Here is a 15,049-nt window from a genome sequence, read left to right on the forward strand (position 1 = left end):
GGAGGCCGAGTGGCGGCAGATGCCCTGTCCCGGGTGTTCTCGGCGCTGGCCGACCCCACCCGGCGCGACATGGTGGCCCGGCTCGCCGTCGGCGACGCCACCGTGAACGAGCTCGCCGCGCCCTACGACGTGAGCCTGCAGGCGGTGTCCAAGCACCTCAAGGTGCTCGAGGACGCCGGCCTGGTCAGCCGCAGCCGGGAGGCCCAGCGCCGCCCGGTGCACCTGGAAGCGCAGGTCTTCGACCTGATGACGAAGTGGATCGAGCGCTACCGGCGCGAGGCCGAGCAGCGCTACCGCCGGCTCGACGACGTCCTGGCCGCGATGCCGGACGACGTCTCCCCCACCCCACCCCCGAAGGGCAGCCCGTCATGACCAGCACCGGCACCGCCGAGACCCAGATCGTCGCCGACCCCGACGTCCCCCTGGTCCGGATCACCCGCGAGTTCGACGCCCCGCGCGAGAAGGTCTTCCGCGCCCACACCGACCCCGAGCTGGTCGTGCAGTGGCAGGGCCCGAACGGGATGGAGGCCCGGGTCGAGCACTTCGACTGCCGCACCGGCGGCTCGTACCGCTACGTGCACACCCAGGACGGCCAGGAGTACGGCTTCCACGGCTGCTTCCACGAGGTGCGGCCGTCGGAGCTGATCGTCCAGACGTTCACCTACGAGGGCTTCCCGGACGGCGTGGCGCTGGAGCGGCTGGTGCTGGAGGAGCTGCCCGGCAACCGCACCCGGCTCACCGCCACCTCGCTGGTCGACTCCTTCGAGGGCCGCGACGCCTTCCTGGCCAGCGGCATGGACACCGGCGTCCGCGAGGGCTACCAGCGCCTCGACGCGCTGCTGGCCCGGTGAGCACCACCGCCGCACCGGTCCGTACCGGGCCGCGGCCGCAGCGGGTGCTCGGCCGGGTGCTCCGGATCGGGCTGGCCGTGGTGTTCCTCGCGGCCGGGCTGTCCAAGCTCGCCGGTGCACCCGAGCTCGTCGACCTGTTCGACGACATCGGCGCCGGCCAGTGGCTGCGCTACCTGGTCGGGGTCTGCGAGGTCGCCGGCGCCGTGGGGCTGCTCGTCCCCCGGCTCACCCGACCCGCGGCGCTCGGGCTGACCGCCCTGATGGTCGGCGCCACGGTGGTGAACGTCGCGGTGCTGCAGGTCAGCCCGCTGGTGACGGTCGTGCTCGCGCTGGCCGCGGGCACGACCGCCGCGCTCAGCCCCGGGTCACGTAGGCGCTGAGCAGCAGGGAGAACGCGCTCGCGGTGATCAGCAGGCGGGCCGGGGTGAGGCCGTTGAGCAGTCCGGCGATCGCGCCGACGTCGGCGGACCGCACCTCGGCCGCCTGCGTCCCGCGGCGCAGCAGCCGCACCTCGTCGGCCAGCAGGGTGCCGCCGGCTCCGAGCAGCGCCAGGCCCAGGACGACGAAGACCAGCGACAGCCGCTGGGCGAAGGTGTCCACCGCCGGCGCGAGCAGCAGCACCACGACCACGCCGAGCAGCAGCCCCACGGCGGCACCGGCGACCGGCGCCCACGGGCCCATCCGGGTCAGCGGGTCACGCCGGGGCAGCCGCGGCCGCGGTCGCGGCCGGGCCGCCACGTCGACCGGGGTCGTCGGGTGCGCGGTCGGGCCGGGGTCCCCGGCCGGTGCCGGAGCTGGGGCGGCCGGCGCCTCGACCTCCGGACCCGGGACCGGCGCCGCCGCGGGCACCTGGTCCGGCGGTGGCGCCGGCTCGCCCTCGGTCCGCTGCCCGGGCACCACCGCTGCCGTCGCCCCCGTCTCGCCCTGTCGTCCGCCCTGCCGCCCACCGCGTGGGTCGACCCACCCGGCAGCCACCAGGTCCTGCTCCTCGCCCACTGCGATCACCTCGGTGCGCGACGCTAGGTGGGTGCACCCACGGACCCGGTCAGGTCACCGGGTGTGGCGGACGGGACGGGTGGGACCCCGGCGCGGGCTCACCCTGCGTGCCGCGCCGGGGCCTCAGAGTCAGACCAGCCGGCGACTGTCCTCGGCGACCACCCGCAGCCAGCGGTACCCGTAGCCCTCCAGCGCCAGCTCGACCGAGCCGTCGTCGGCCAGCGCCGTGCTGCCGGTCTGCAGCAGGTCCTCCAGCCGGTGCGTGGCGCCGCAGCCGGGCAGCACCAGCGGCACGGTGCGCGGCTCGGAGCCCAGGTTGTGCAGGGCCACCAGCGCGCCGTCGTCCCAGCTGGTGAGGTGGGCGAGCACCTGCGGGTGCGGCTGCCCGAGCACCTCGAAGGTGCCCCAGCCCAGCTCCGGCGACTCCCGGTAGCGGCGGATCAGCAGCTTCATGAACGACAGCAGCGAGTCCGGGTCGCGCCGCTGGTCGGCGACGTTGACGAACTCCGGGGAGAACCCGCCCTCGACCACCGGACCGGGCAGCTTCCCCGGCGCGGCGGTGGAGAACCCACCGTTGCGCCCCGCCGTCCACTGCATCGGCGTGCGCACGGCCAGCCGCCCCTCGGCGGCCAGGCTCTCCCCCATGCCGATCTCCTCGCCGTAGAAGAGCACCGGGGTGCCGGGCAGGGAGAACATCAGGCTGTAGACCATCCGCACCCGCCGTGGGTCGCCGGACAGCATCGGCGGCAGCCGGCGGGTGAGGCCGCGGCCGTAGACCTGCATCCGCTCCTCGGGGCCGAACGCGGCGAACACCTCGGCGCGCTCGTCCTCGCTGAGCTTGTCCAGGGTCAGCTCGTCGTGGTTGCGCACGAACATCCCCCACTGGGCGTCCGGGGAGATGGCCGGCCGGCTGGTCAGCGCGTCGACCAGCGGGGTGACGTCGCACCGGGCCAGCGACAGGTACATCGCCTGCATCGCGATGAAGTCGAACTGCATGGTCAGCTCGTCGCCGTCGGTGCCGCCGAAGAACTCCGCCTGCTGGTCGTGCGGCAGGTTCACCTCACCGAGCAGCACGCCGGCTCCGGCGCGGCGGTTGAGCAGCTGGCGCAGCGCGCGCAGGTACTGGTGCGGGTCGGGGAAGCGCTCGGCCTCCTCCTCCGGGATGCCGGAGGTCTCCAGCAGGAACGGGACGGCGTCCACCCGGAAGCCGTCGAGGCCCAGCTGGAGCCAGAACCCCATGACCTTGGCGATCTCGTCCCGGACCTCGGGGTTGGCGACGTTGAGGTCGGGCTGCTCCTTGTAGAACTTGTGCAGGTACCACTCCCCCGTCTTCTCCTCCAGCTCCCAGATGCTGTCCTCCTGGTCGGGGAAGACGACGTCGGCGGAGGTGTCCGGCGGCGGGTCGGCGCGCCAGACGTACCAGTCGCGGTACGGGGAGTCCTTCGACGACCGGGCCGACCGGAACCACGGGTGCTTGGCCGAGGTGTGGTTGACCACCAGGTCGACGATGACCCGCATGCCGCGGTCCTTCGCCGTCCGGATGACCTCGACCAGGTCGCCGTGGGTGCCCAGCCGCGGGTCGACGCCGTAGAAGTCGGTGATGTCGTAGCCGTCGTCGCGCTCGGCGGTCGGGTAGAAGGGCATCAGCCACAGGCAGGTGACGCCCAGGTCGGCGAGGTGGTCCAGCCGCTGGGCGAGGCCGGCGAAGTCGCCGCACCCGTCGCCGTCCCAGTCCATGAACGTCTCGACGTCCAGGCAGTAGACGACGGCGTTCTTCCACCACAGGTCGGCGGTGTCGGTGATCCGCATGGTTGCTCCTCTGCTCGGAACGGTCGGATCAGGGCAGGACGGCGGGCTGCGGCGTCTGCTCGGGGCGCAGCGGCTCGGCCGGGCCCGGCGGGTCGATGGCGACCGCGGGAGCCGGTGAGGTGACGTCGAGCTGCGGCAGCACGTGCTCGCCGAAGGCGTCCAGGAACGGGATCTGGTCCTTGGGCACGTGGTGCAGGTAGACCTGGTCGAAGCCGAGGTCGACGTACTCCTGGATCCAGGCGGCGTGCTGGGCCAGGTCGCTGGAGATGCGCACCGCGTCGTGCATGTCCTCGGGCCGGACGTGCGTGCTGGCCTGGTCGAAGGCGCGGGTGGTGTCCAGGTCCCAGCACAGCGGCGGCGGGAAGACGTTGCTGCGCCACTGGTCGTGGGCCAGGGCGAGCGCCCGGTCCGGGTCGGGGTCCCAGGAGACGTGCACCTGGATCGTCAGCGTGCCCCGCCCGCCGGCGCCGCGGTAGGCGTCGATGACCTCGCGCAGGGTGTCGTGCGGCTGGTTGATGGTGACCAGGCCGTCGGCCCACTCGGCGTGCCGGGCCGCGGTCCTCGCCGTCACGGCCGGGGCGATCAGCGCGGGCTGCTGCTCGGGCAGCGTCCAGATCCGGGCGCGGTCGACGGTGACCAGCCCCTCGTGGCTCACCTCCTCACCGGCCAGCAGCGCGCGGATGACGTCGACGCACTCGCGCAGCCGGGCGTCGCGCAGCTCCTTGTTCGGCCAGACGTGCCCGGTGACGTGCTCGTTCATCGCCTCGCCGGAGCCCAGCGCGACCCAGAACCGGCCGGGGAACATCGAGCCGAGGGTGGCGATGGCCTGGGCGACGATCACCGGGTGGTACCGCTGACCGGGGGCGTTCACCGCGCCGAACGGCAGCCCGGTGGTGGCCAGCGCGGCGCCGAGCCAGGACCAGGCGAAGCCCGAGTGCCCCTGCCGCTCGTTCCACGGCTCGAGGTGGTCCGAGCACATGGCCGCGGTGAAGCCCACCTGCTCGGCGTGCTGGACGGCCCGCAGCAGGTCGCTGGGGTGGACCTGCTCGTGGGAGTTGTGGAAGCCGATCACGGTCATGCCCCATGCCTACCGATGATCACGATCACCTGCAGGGCGGGTGCAGCTCGCAACGAGTCGCCGGCATGACCTGGCAGGTCATCGACGCCCCGCGCGCGGCCGCCCAGGCTCGACGGCGACGGCCCGGTGCGGGCCGCTCCACCCCGATCCCGAGGAGACGCCATGAGCAGCTTCGACGACCTGGCCCGGCGCTACATCGCCGCCTGGAACGAGACCGACCCGGAGGCCCGCCGGACGGCGGTGGCCGCGCTCTACGCCGAGGACGCCCGCTACGTCGACCCGCTGGTCGACGCCGAGGGCCGGGAGGCGATCGCGGCCACCATCGGCGCGGTGCAGGAGCAGTTCCCCGGCTTCGTGTTCCGGCTGGCCGGGCCGGTCGACGCCCACCACGACCAGGCGCGGTTCCACTGGGAGCTCGGGCCGGCCGACGCCGCCGAGGCCCCCGTGGTCGGGTTCGACGTCGCGGTGCGGGACGACGCGGGGCGGCTGCGCAGCGTGTACGGCTTCCTGGACCGGGTGCCGGGCTGACCGGGCCGGTGATCACCTCCCGCTGGGCGGGGTCTCCGCGCTCGCGAGACCCCGCTCAGCCCGAGGTGATCGACGCTGCCACCCCGCCCGCCCGGGCGGCGACGTCCAGGTGGCTGCCCCGGCCGTCGCCCAGGACCGGCCAGCCGCGTGCCCGCGCCTCGGCGGCGTCGCGGTCGTAGCCGGGCGACAGCTGCACGTAGCGGACGTCGTCGTCGGGCCAGGACGCGGGCACCGGGACGGCGACGGAGTAGAAGTCGGCGGGCAGCTCGGGGGCCTCGGCGGCGACGGCGGCGCGCAGCGCCGGGTCGGGCAGCTCCGCGGCGAGCACCTCCGGCGGCCACCAGGTCGGCCAGGGGGCGAAACGGTCGCCGCGGACGAGCCCGGCCAGCTGGGCGAGCCGCTCCGGCGGCGTCACGGTGAGCCCCACGACGGCCGGCACGAGCGCATCGAGCCAGACCACCCGGTGCGCCCGCACCGCAGCGGCCACCGACGGCAGCACGACACCGGCGCCGGAGAACCCGAGGACGACGTCGGCCGGCCCGCCCGCGGCGGCCAGGGCGGTGCACCGGTCGGGCCAGCCGGCCGCCGTCCGCACCGCGTCGCGCAGGTCGGGCACCCGGACGGCGTTCCCGCGGGAACGCAGCTCGGCGGCCAGCGGCCCGAGCACCGCCGGCCCGAGCAGCGGCGGGTGCACCAGCAGCCAGGAGGTCACGCCGCCGGCCTGCTCGACGCCCGTCAGGCGGGCTGCAGGTCGGCGACGACGGCGGCCGGGGCGGGCTCGTGGCGCAGCGGGCGGCGGGTGAACCGGCCGGTGCCGTGCGACACCGAGCGCAGCGCCCCGGCGTAGCTGAGCAGCTCCCGCTCCGGCACCTCGGCCTGCACCGTGGTGGCGTCGCGGTCGGGCTCGGCGACGCTGCCGGTGACCCTCCCCCGCCGTCCGGCGAGGTCGCTGAGCACCGGGCCGACGTGCTCGGCCGGCACCGTCACCTCGACCGCGCACCACGGCTCGAGCACCTGGGTGCCGGCGGCGGCCGCCAGCTCCCGCACCCCGAGAGCGCCGGCGGCCTGGAAGGCGGCATCGGAGGAGTCGACCGAGTGCGCCTTGCCGTCGACCAGGGTGACCTCGACGTCGACCAGCGGCCGGTCGTGCGCCACGCCCCGGGCGGCCTGGGCGCGCACGCCCTTCTCCACGCTGCCGTGGAACTGCGTCGGCACCGCGCCGCCGACGACCCGCTGGCCGAAGGTGATCCCCGACCCGGGCGGCCCGGGTCGCCCCTCCAGCACGACGACGGCGTACTGCCCGTGCCCGCCGGACTGCTTGACGTGCCGGGCGGTGACCGTCGCCGGTCCGGCCAGCGTCTCGACCATCGGCACCCGCACCGGCGGGGTGTGCAGGCTCACGCCGTACCGGGTGCGCAGCCGGTCCAGCAGCACCTCGGCGTGCGCGTCGCCGACGGTCCACAGCAGCAGCTGCCCGGTGTCGACCCGCCGGTCGACCCGCACGGTCGGGTCCTCGGCGGCCAGCCGGGTGAGCGCCGCGGCCAGCCGGTCCTCGTCGCTGCGCGAGGCGGCGGCCACCGCCACCGGCTGCTGCGGCACCGGCAGCGGCCAGGGCGTGACCACCAGCGGGCGGGCCGGGTCGGAGAGCGTGTCGCCGGTCTCCGCGGTGGTCAGCCGGGCCACCGCGCAGACGTCGCCGGCCGGGCACTCGGCGACCGGCCGCAGCACGCTGCCCAGCACGCTGGAGATCGTGCCGACCCGCTCGTCGGCGTCGTGGTCGGGGTGCTGCTCGCCCCAGCCGTGGCCGGTGCCGTGCCCGCAGACGTGCACCGCGGCGTCCGGGCGCAGCGTGCCGGAGAAGACCCGGACCAGCGAGATCCGGCCCAGGTAGGGGTCGGTCGTCGTCTTCACGACCTCGGCGACCAGCGGCCCGGCGGGGTCGCAGCCGACCGCGCCGGCCGGGGTGCCGTCGGGCCGGGCGACCTCCGGGCAGGGCCGCTCCAGCGGCGAGGGGAACCCGCTGACCAGCAGGTCGAGCAGCTCGGCTACGCCCAGCCCGGTGAGCGGGGCGGTGCACAGCACCGGGTGGAACGCGCCGCGCGCCACCGCGGTCTCCAGGTCGGGCACCAGCTCGGGCACCGAGACCGGCTCGCCGGCCAGGTAGGACTCCATCAGCGCCTCGTCCTCGCTCTCGGCGATCACCGCCTCGATGAGCTCGGCGCGCAGCCGGTCGGCCTCCGGGTCGCCCTGCTCGGGCTCCAGCAGCGAGGTGACCGCGCCGGCCGTCACGACCTGCAGCGGGTGCACCCCGAGCCCCAGCTGCTCCTGGCAGGCGTGGACGACGGCCGGCACGTCGGCGCGCGGCCGGTCGACCTGGGTGACGACGACGGCGCGCGGCAGCCCGACCGCGGCGCACTCGTCCCACAGCTGCACGGTGCCGGCGTCGACGCCGGTGACCGCGGAGACCACGAACAGCGCCGCGTCGGCCGCCCGCAGCGCGGCCCGCAGCTCACCGAGGAAGTCCGGCGCCCCGGGGGTGTCCAGCAGCGTGACCCGGTGGCCGGCGTGCTCGACGGTGGCGGCGTGCAGCGTGACCGAGTGCTGCAGCCGCACCTCGACGTCGTCGGTGTCCAGGCAGGTGGTGCCGTCCTCGACCCGGCCGGCCCGGGGCAGCGCGCCGGTGGCGACCACCAGGGCCTCGGCCAGCGTCGTCTTCCCCGCCCCCGGCCGACCGACGAGGGCGACGTTGCGCACCCGTTCCGGTGACCGGGGCGCGGGCGCCCCGGAGGCCTCCCGGCCGTTGTCCTTGCTCCCGTGTGCAGCCACGCGGACCTCCGGTGAGACGTCGTCGTCCCCAGTGGTGCCAGCGTGGCCCCGCGGGGGCGCCGGGACAAGGGGCGACAGACTGGCCGGGTGCTGCCACCGACCGGGACGCCGGGCACCGACCTCCCGGTGCGGTCGGCGCTGCCCGGTCTGGCGGCCGCACTGGACCGGGCCGGGGCGGCGGTGCTGGTCGCCCCGCCGGGCACCGGCAAGACGACGCTGGTGCCGCTCGCGCTGGCCGGCCGGGTGCCCGGGCGGGTGCTGGTGGCCGAGCCCCGCCGGGTCGCCGCCCGGGCCGCGGCCCGCCGGATGGCCGCCCTGCTGGGCGAGCCGGTGGGCGGGTCGGTCGGGTACAGCGTGCGCGGCGACAGCCGGCGCAGCGCCGCCACCCGGGTCGAGGTGGTCACCACCGGCCTGCTGGTGCGCCGGCTGCAGGCCGACCCGGAGCTCCCCGGCGTCTCGGCCGTCGTGCTCGACGAGTGCCACGAGCGGCAGCTGGACACCGACCTGGCGCTCGCCTTCAGCCTCGACGTCCGGACGGCGCTGCGCCCGGAGCTGCAGCTGCTGGCGATGTCGGCGACCGCGCAGGCCGGCCGGCTGGCCGAGCTGATGGGCGGCGACGACGGGCCGGCACCGGTGGTCGAGGCGACCGGGGCGCTGCACGACGTCGAGCCGGTGTGGTGCCCGCCCAGCCCGCCGGTGGCCCCGCCGCACGGCACGAGCGTCGACCCCCGGCTGCTCGCCGCGGTGGCCGCCGCGGTCGTCCGGGCGCTGGCCGAGACCACCGGCGACGTGCTCGTCTTCCTCCCCGGCGCCGCGGAGATCGCCCGGGTCGGTGGCCTGCTGCACGGGGTGGACGCCGACGTCCGGCCGCTGCACGGGCGGCTGCCCGCCGCCCAGCAGGACGCCGCGCTCACCGCGGGCCCGCGCCGCCGCGTCGTGCTCTCCACCGACGTCGCCGAGACCAGCCTGACCGTGCCCGGCGTGCGCACCGTGGTGGACGCCGGCCTGGCGCGGGTGCCGCGCTTCGACGTGGCCCGCGGCATGGGGGCGCTCAGCACCGTCCGGGTGTCCCGGGCCTCGGCGGTGCAGCGCGCCGGGCGGGCCGGCCGCGAGGCGCCGGGCCGGGTGTACCGGCTGTGGTCGCAGGCCGAGCACGACCGGCTGCCGGCCGCGGCCGAGCCGGAGATCAGCGGCGCCGACCTCACCGGGCTGGCCCTGGAGCTGGCCTGCTGGGGCGCCCCGGACGGCGCCGGGCTGGCGCTCCCCGACCCGCCACCGGCCGCGGCGTTCACCGTTGCCCGGGAGACGCTCCGCCGGCTCGGCGCGGTCGACGACGCCGGCCGGGTCACCCCGCGCGGCCGGTCGCTGACCGCGGTGGGCGCCCACCCGCGGTTGGCCCGCGCGCTGCTCGACGGCGCTCCGCTGGTCGGCCGCCGGCGGGCCGCGGAGGTGGTGGCGCTGCTGTCCGGCGACGTCCCCGCCCGGACCGACGACCTGGTCGCCGGGTGGCGCGAGGTCCGCCGCAGCCGCGACGGCCGGTGGACCGACGAGGTCGCCCGGCTGTCCCGGGCAGCCCCGGCCGCACCGGACACCGGTGTGCCCGACGACGCCGCGGCCGGGCTGGTCGTCGGCCTGGCGCACCCGGAGTGGCTGGCCCGCCGCCGGCCGGACGCCGAGCGCACCTACCTGCTGGCCGCCGGCACCGGCGCCGAGCTGCCGCCGGGCACCGCGCTCGGCGGGGCGGACTGGCTCGCGGTCGCCGCGGCGGACCGGTCGCCGGGCCGCCGTGACGCCCGGGTCCGGTCGGCGGTCGCCATCGACCAGGCGACCGCGCTGGAGGCCGGGGCGGTCGCGCACACCGACGGGCCGGAGGTGGCCTGGCGGGACGGCGACGTCGCCGCGGCCCGGGTCGAGCGGCTCGGCGCGATCGTGCTCGCCGAGCGCCCGCTGCCCGACCCCGACCCGGCCGCGCTGGCCGCGGCGGTCGCCGAGGGGCTGCGCACCGAGGGGCTCGGCCTGCTGAGCTGGACGCCGGCCGCGGTGTCGCTGCGCGAGCGGCTGGCCGCCGCCCGGGCCGGCCTCGGCGAGCCGTGGCCGGCGGTCGACGACGACTCCCTGCTCGCCGCGCTGTCCGGGAGCCCCGCGCTCACCGGGGCCAGGCGCCGGCGCGACCTGGCCCGGGTCGACGTCGTCGCCGCGCTGCGCGCGCTGCTGCCCTGGCAGCTGGCCGGCCGGCTCGACGAGCTGGTGCCCGAGCGGGTCGAGGTGCCGACCGGCTCCCGGGTCCGCGTCGACTACGGCGACCCGGCGGTGCCGACGCTGTCGGTGCGGGTGCAGGAGGTGTTCGGCTGGGCGGCGGCGCCGGTGGTCGCCGGCCGGCCGCTGCGGCTGCAGCTGCTGTCCCCCGCGTCCCGGGTGGTCGCGACGACCGCGGACCTGGCCGGGTTCTGGGTCACCGGCTACCCCGCCGTCCGCAGCGAGCTGCGCGGCCGGTACCCGCGCCACCCGTGGCCCGAGGACCCGGCCGCCGCCGTCCCGACCCGCCGGGCGAAGCCACGCGGGAGCTGATGTGTACGGACGTACACCCGTTGTGTACGGTCGTACACATGGCCGAGGACCAGCGCTCGATGCGCGACCGCATGCTCGCCGGTGACCCCTACATCGCCGACGACCCCCAGCTGGCCGCGGAGAGCACCCGCGCCCGCCAGCTGCAGCACCGGTACAACACCATGGACCCCACCGACGGCGCCGCCCGCCGTGCCGTGCTCGAGGAGCTGCTGGGCGCCTTCGGCCCGGGCAGCGAGCTGCGCGCCCCGTTCCACTGCGACTACGGCTACCGGACGACGGTCGGCGCACGCGCCTTCGCCAACTTCGGGCTGGTCTGCCTGGACGTCGCGACGATCACCATCGGCGACGACGTGCAGATGGGGCCCAACGTCCAGCTGCTCACCGCCACCCACCCGGTCGAGCCCGGCCCGCGGCGGGACAAGTGGGAGTCCGCCGAGCCGATCGTGCTGGAGGACAACGTCTGGCTCGGTGGCGGCGTGATCGTCTGCCCCGGCGTCACGATCGGGGCGAACGCCGTGGTCGGCGCCGGCTCGGTGGTCGTCCGCGACCTGCCGGCCGACGTGGTCGCGGTGGGCAACCCGGCCCGCGTCGTCCGGTCGATCGGGTGACGGCCGCCGCCGACCGCCCGGCCCGCCGGCACGACCCCGACCGCGCCTCGCGGATCGTCGACGCGGCCATCGAGGTCATCGCCGAGCACGGCGTCGCGGGCACCACGCACCGGCTGATCGCCGCCGCCGCCGACGTCCCGCTGGGCTCGCTGACCTACCACTTCACCGGCCTCGACGACCTCCTCACCCAGGCCTTCACCCGGCACGCCGAGCGGATGGCGGCCGACTACGAGGCCCGCTTCGCCGACGTCCGGAGCACCGAGGACTTCGTCGAGGCGGTCACCGGGCTGGTCCACGCCGACGCCGACGCCGACGACCGCGACTGGGCCGTCGCCTACGAGCTGAACCTCGCCGCGGTGCGCGACCCGGCGCTGCGCGCGGTGACCGAGTCCTGGATGCGCCGCAGCCGCAGCGTGCTGGAGCGGTTCGTCGACCCCACCACCTCCCGCGGCGTCGACGCGCTCATCGAGGGCCTGGTCATGCACAAGGTCCTCTCCACCCGGCCGGTCTCCCGCGCCGAGACCCACGAGATCATCGCCCGGGCCGTGCGGCCCACGGGCTCAGGACAGGAGCACCCGTGACCACCACCGACGCCCGACGCGCACCGGGCCCGGCCCAGGTGACGGCGGCGATGCGCGCCGTCTACGTGGCCTTCATCGGTGCCGGCTTCGCCTTCGCCAGCTGGGCCTCGCGCATCCCGCAGGTCCGCGACCGGCTCGACCTCGACCCGGCCGCCCTCGGGCTGGTGCTGCTGGCGCTGGCCGCCGGGTCGGTGATCGCCCTGCCGCTGGCGGGCACGCTGATCGGCCGGATCGGCTCGCAGCGGACGGTCGTGGTCATGGCCCTCACGCTTGCCGCGGCGCTGGGCGTGATCGCGCTCGGCTCGGTCAGCACGGTCGCCGTCCTGGCGGTCGGGCTGTTCGTGATGGGGTTCGCCAACGGCGCCTGGGACGTCGCGATGAACGTGCAGGGCGCGGTGGTCGAGCGGCACCTGGGCCGGGTGGTCATGTCCCGCTTCCACGCCGGGTTCAGCTTCGGCACCGTCGCCGGCGCGCTGCTGGGCGCCGCGATGGTCGCCCTCGGCGTCCCGGTGCCCGCGCACCTGACCGGTGTCGCCGTCCTGGTCGCCGTCGCGGTGCCGCTCGCCGCCCGGGCGTTCGTCCCCGACGTGGACACCGGCACCGACGGCGAGCCCGCCCCGCAGGGCAGCGCGCTGGCCGCCTGGCGGGAGCCGCGCACCCTGCTCGTCGGCGTCGTCGTGCTCGCCTTCTCCTTCGCCGAGGGCACCGCCAACGACTGGCTCGGCGTCGCGCTCATCGACGACCACGGCACCTCGGAGACGGTGGGCACGCTCGGCTTCGCGCTGTTCCTCACCGCGATGACCCTGGCCCGCTGGTTCGGCGGCTCGCTGCTGGACCGGTACGGCCGCGTGCCGGTGGTGCGGCTGCTGGCCGGGCTCGCCGTCGTCGGACTGCTGCTGTTCGTGTTCGGCTCCCCCACCGTCGCCTTCCTCGGCGCGCTGCTCTGGGGGGCCGGTGCCTCGCTGGGGTTCCCGACCGGGATGAGCGCCGCCGCCGACGACCCGGCCCGGGCCGCCGCCCGGGTGAGCGTGGTGGCCAGCATCGGCTACTGCGCCTTCCTGGCCGGCCCGCCGCTGATCGGGCTGCTCGGGCAGCAGGTGACGGTGCTGCGCGCGCTCACCGTCGTCGCCGTCCTGCTCGGCATCGCGGTGCTGGTCGCGGGCTCGCTGCGGCCGCTCCCGGCGGAGCCGCGCGCGGAGGTGTGACCGCCCGCGCACCGGCCCCACCGGGCAGGCCGGGCGCCGACCGGAGAGGATCGGTGCGTGACGAGCACCGCCCACCCGCCGAAGCCCACCACCGACGCGTGGGGCATCGACGCCAGCTGGCTCGACGCCCTCGACGAGGAGCACACCGTCGCGCCCGCGACGATCGAGCGCCTGCGGGAGGTCATCGGCACCCCGCCGGACGACCTCGCCGAGCGGGCGCCGATCGTCGCGCGCCCCGGTGACCCGCTCGAGGTCGACGAGGCCGAGGTGGCGTGCGAGGACGGCACCACCCGGCACGTCGACGGCGAGCTGCCCGAGGACTTCCCGCTGGGCTACCACCGGCTGCGCACCCCCGACGGCCGCGACCGCCGGCTGATCGTCTCCCCGGGCCGCTGCTGGCTGCCCGAGGGCTGGCGTGCCTGGGGCTGGGCGGTGCAGCTCTACGCCAGCCGCGGGGCGGGCAGCTGGGGCATCGGCGACCTGGGCGACCTGCGCACCATCCGCGAGTTCGCCCAGCAGCAGGGCGCCGGCTACGTGCTGGTCAACCCGCTGCACGCGGTCGCCCCGACGGCGGGCCAGGAGGACAGCCCCTACCTGCCGGCCACCCGCCGCTTCCGCAACCCGGTCTACCTGCGGATCGCCGACGTGCCCGGCGCCGACTCCGTCGACACCGAGGCCGACGCCGGGCGGGCGCTCAACGACGGCGAGCTCATCGACCGGGACGCGATCTGGGCGCTCAAGCGCCGGGTGCTGCAGCGTGTCTTCGACGCCGGCTCCGCCACCCCCGAGGCCGAGCAGCCCTTCCGCGACTGGTGGTGGCACCAGGGGCAGCCGCTGATGGACTGGGCCACCTGGTGCGCGCTCGCCGACGAGCACGGCCCCGACTGGCACGAGTGGCCGGCGGAGCTGCGCGACCCCCGCGGCGCGGCCGTCGCCGCCTTCGCCGCCGCGCACGACCGCGAGGTCGCCTTCCACGCCTGGCTGCAGTGGCTGCTCGACGTCCAGCTGCGGGCGGCCACCGAGGGCATCACCGTCATCCAGGACCTGCCGATCGGGGTCGCCGGCGGCGGCGCCGACGCGTGGGCCTGGCAGGACGTGCTGGCCCAGGGCGTGAGCGTGGGCGCCCCGCCGGACGCGTTCAACAGCCTCGGCCAGGACTGGGGCTCGCCGCCGCTGGTGCCGTGGCGGCTGCAGGCCGCCGACTACGAGCCGTTCGTCCAGTCGATCCGGGCCACCATGGCCGGCGCCGGCGGGCTGCGGGTCGACCACGTGATGGGCCTGTTCCGGCTGTGGTGGGTGCCCTCGGACGGCAGCGCCGCGGACGGCGCCTACGTCCGCTACCCCTACGAGGACCTGCTGGACATCGTCGCGCTGGAGAGCCACCGGGCGCAGGCGATCGTCGTCGGCGAGGACCTGGGCACCGTCGAGGACGGCGTCCGCGAGGCGATGGCCGAGCACGGCATCCTGTCCTACAAGCTGCTGTGGTTCGAGGACGACGACCCGGCGCAGTGGCCGGCCGAGGCGATGGCCGCGGTGACCACCCACGACCTGCCCACCATCCCGGGGCTGTGGACCGGGTCGGACCTGGCCGAGCAGCGCGAGCACGGGCTGGGCACCGACGAGGAGCTCGAGCGCGGGCGCGCGTCCCTGCTGGCGCACCTGGGCAAGGTGGCCAAGCGCGCCACCCCCGCCCAGGCGGTGGAGGCGGCCTACCGGCGGCTGGCCGGGGCGCCGTGCACGCTGCTGTCGGCGACCCTGGACGACGCCTTGGCCGAGGAGCGGCGGCCGAACATGCCCGGCGCGAACGAGCGGCCCAACTGGCGCCTGCCGCTGCCGGTGCCGACCGAGGAGCTGGCCGCCCACGCCGGCGTCCAGGCCGTGGCCGGGGTGCTGGCCGAGGGGCTGCAGCCGGCCAAGACCCCGGCGAAGAAGAAGCCGTCGGCCAAGGGCCGCACCAGCAAGAAGAAGTGACCCGGTGGGGTCAGGCCGGGCGGCCGGA

The 15,049-nt window shown here is 76.5% G+C and carries 14 protein-coding genes; 9 read left to right on the forward strand and 5 right to left on the reverse strand.

The annotated features are described in order from the left end of the window. Window positions 1–9 precede the first annotated feature (9 nt). From FHX36_RS05730 to FHX36_RS05740, 3 genes are read left to right on the forward strand one after another with little or no spacing between them, the layout of a single operon-like run. Window positions 10–372, forward strand: a complete 363-nt coding sequence (locus FHX36_RS05730) for an ArsR/SmtB family transcription factor (RefSeq protein WP_220035968.1) — start codon at window positions 10–12, stop codon at window positions 370–372. Beyond that, entirely contained in the window at window positions 369–851 is a 483-nt protein-coding gene (locus FHX36_RS05735; protein WP_110552565.1) for an SRPBCC family protein, read from the forward strand. Before FHX36_RS05730 ends, FHX36_RS05735 begins: the two co-directional genes overlap by 4 nt. Beyond that, window positions 848–1,231 (forward strand): DoxX family protein, encoded by a 384-nt coding sequence (locus FHX36_RS05740; protein WP_181428789.1) that lies wholly within the window; start codon window positions 848–850, stop codon window positions 1,229–1,231. The genes FHX36_RS05735 and FHX36_RS05740 overlap by 4 nt, the downstream gene beginning before the upstream one ends. Here FHX36_RS05740 and FHX36_RS05745 read toward each other — a convergent pair. The 3 genes from FHX36_RS05745 to FHX36_RS05755 form a co-directional block, all read right to left on the reverse strand. Then, window positions 1,206–1,847: a hypothetical protein gene (locus FHX36_RS05745; RefSeq protein WP_183513581.1), complete on the reverse strand. Its 642-nt coding sequence runs from the start codon at window positions 1,845–1,847 to the stop codon at window positions 1,206–1,208. The genes FHX36_RS05740 and FHX36_RS05745 overlap by 26 nt on opposite strands. A 129-nt stretch (window positions 1,848–1,976) precedes the next feature. Next, a complete protein-coding gene (locus FHX36_RS05750) occupies window positions 1,977–3,656 on the reverse strand; it encodes an alpha-amylase family protein (RefSeq protein WP_110554130.1) in 1,680 nt (559 codons plus the stop codon). Between the two features lie 28 nt (window positions 3,657–3,684). Further along, entirely contained in the window at window positions 3,685–4,734 is a 1,050-nt protein-coding gene (locus FHX36_RS05755) for a TIGR03885 family FMN-dependent LLM class oxidoreductase (protein ID WP_110554129.1), read from the reverse strand. A 162-nt stretch (window positions 4,735–4,896) separates the two neighbouring features. Between FHX36_RS05755 and FHX36_RS05760 the strand changes: the two genes are divergently transcribed. After that, window positions 4,897–5,262 (forward strand): nuclear transport factor 2 family protein, encoded by a 366-nt coding sequence (locus FHX36_RS05760; RefSeq protein ID WP_110554128.1) that lies wholly within the window; start codon window positions 4,897–4,899, stop codon window positions 5,260–5,262. A gap of 55 nt (window positions 5,263–5,317) precedes the next feature. Here the strand turns inward: FHX36_RS05760 and FHX36_RS05765 are convergent, their stop codons facing one another. After that, the gene (locus FHX36_RS05765) at window positions 5,318–5,974 is read right to left on the reverse strand and encodes a radical SAM protein (protein ID WP_183513582.1); all 657 of its coding nucleotides are present in this window, start codon (window positions 5,972–5,974) and stop codon (window positions 5,318–5,320) included. A gap of 23 nt (window positions 5,975–5,997) precedes the next feature. After that, on the reverse strand, window positions 5,998–8,088 hold the full coding sequence (locus FHX36_RS05770; protein ID WP_110554115.1) for an elongation factor G-like protein EF-G2: 2,091 nt from the start codon (window positions 8,086–8,088) through the stop codon (window positions 5,998–6,000). Window positions 8,089–8,175: 87 nt separating this feature from the next. Here FHX36_RS05770 and hrpB point away from each other — a divergent pair, with 87 nt between their 5' ends. From hrpB to malQ, 5 genes are read left to right on the forward strand one after another with little or no spacing between them, the layout of a single operon-like run. After that, complete coding sequence (gene hrpB, locus FHX36_RS05775; protein WP_183513583.1) at window positions 8,176–10,656, forward strand: ATP-dependent helicase HrpB; 2,481 nt, start codon at window positions 8,176–8,178, stop codon at window positions 10,654–10,656. A gap of 38 nt (window positions 10,657–10,694) precedes the next feature. Then, window positions 10,695–11,264: a sugar O-acetyltransferase gene (locus FHX36_RS05780; protein ID WP_110552810.1), complete on the forward strand. Its 570-nt coding sequence runs from the start codon at window positions 10,695–10,697 to the stop codon at window positions 11,262–11,264. Continuing rightward, window positions 11,261–11,845, forward strand: a complete 585-nt coding sequence (locus FHX36_RS23805) for a TetR/AcrR family transcriptional regulator (RefSeq protein WP_110552811.1) — start codon at window positions 11,261–11,263, stop codon at window positions 11,843–11,845. The genes FHX36_RS05780 and FHX36_RS23805 overlap by 4 nt, the downstream gene beginning before the upstream one ends. Beyond that, the gene (locus tag FHX36_RS05790; protein ID WP_220035983.1) at window positions 11,842–13,050 is read left to right on the forward strand and encodes an MFS transporter; all 1,209 of its coding nucleotides are present in this window, start codon (window positions 11,842–11,844) and stop codon (window positions 13,048–13,050) included. The genes FHX36_RS23805 and FHX36_RS05790 overlap by 4 nt, the downstream gene beginning before the upstream one ends. 57 nt (window positions 13,051–13,107) lie before the next feature. Beyond that, complete coding sequence (malQ, locus tag FHX36_RS05795; RefSeq protein ID WP_110552812.1) at window positions 13,108–15,021, forward strand: 4-alpha-glucanotransferase; 1,914 nt, start codon at window positions 13,108–13,110, stop codon at window positions 15,019–15,021. Window positions 15,022–15,049: the final 28 nt, after the last annotated feature.

Source organism: Modestobacter versicolor, from assembly GCF_014195485.1.
GTDB lineage: Bacteria > Actinomycetota > Actinomycetes > Mycobacteriales > Geodermatophilaceae > Modestobacter > Modestobacter versicolor.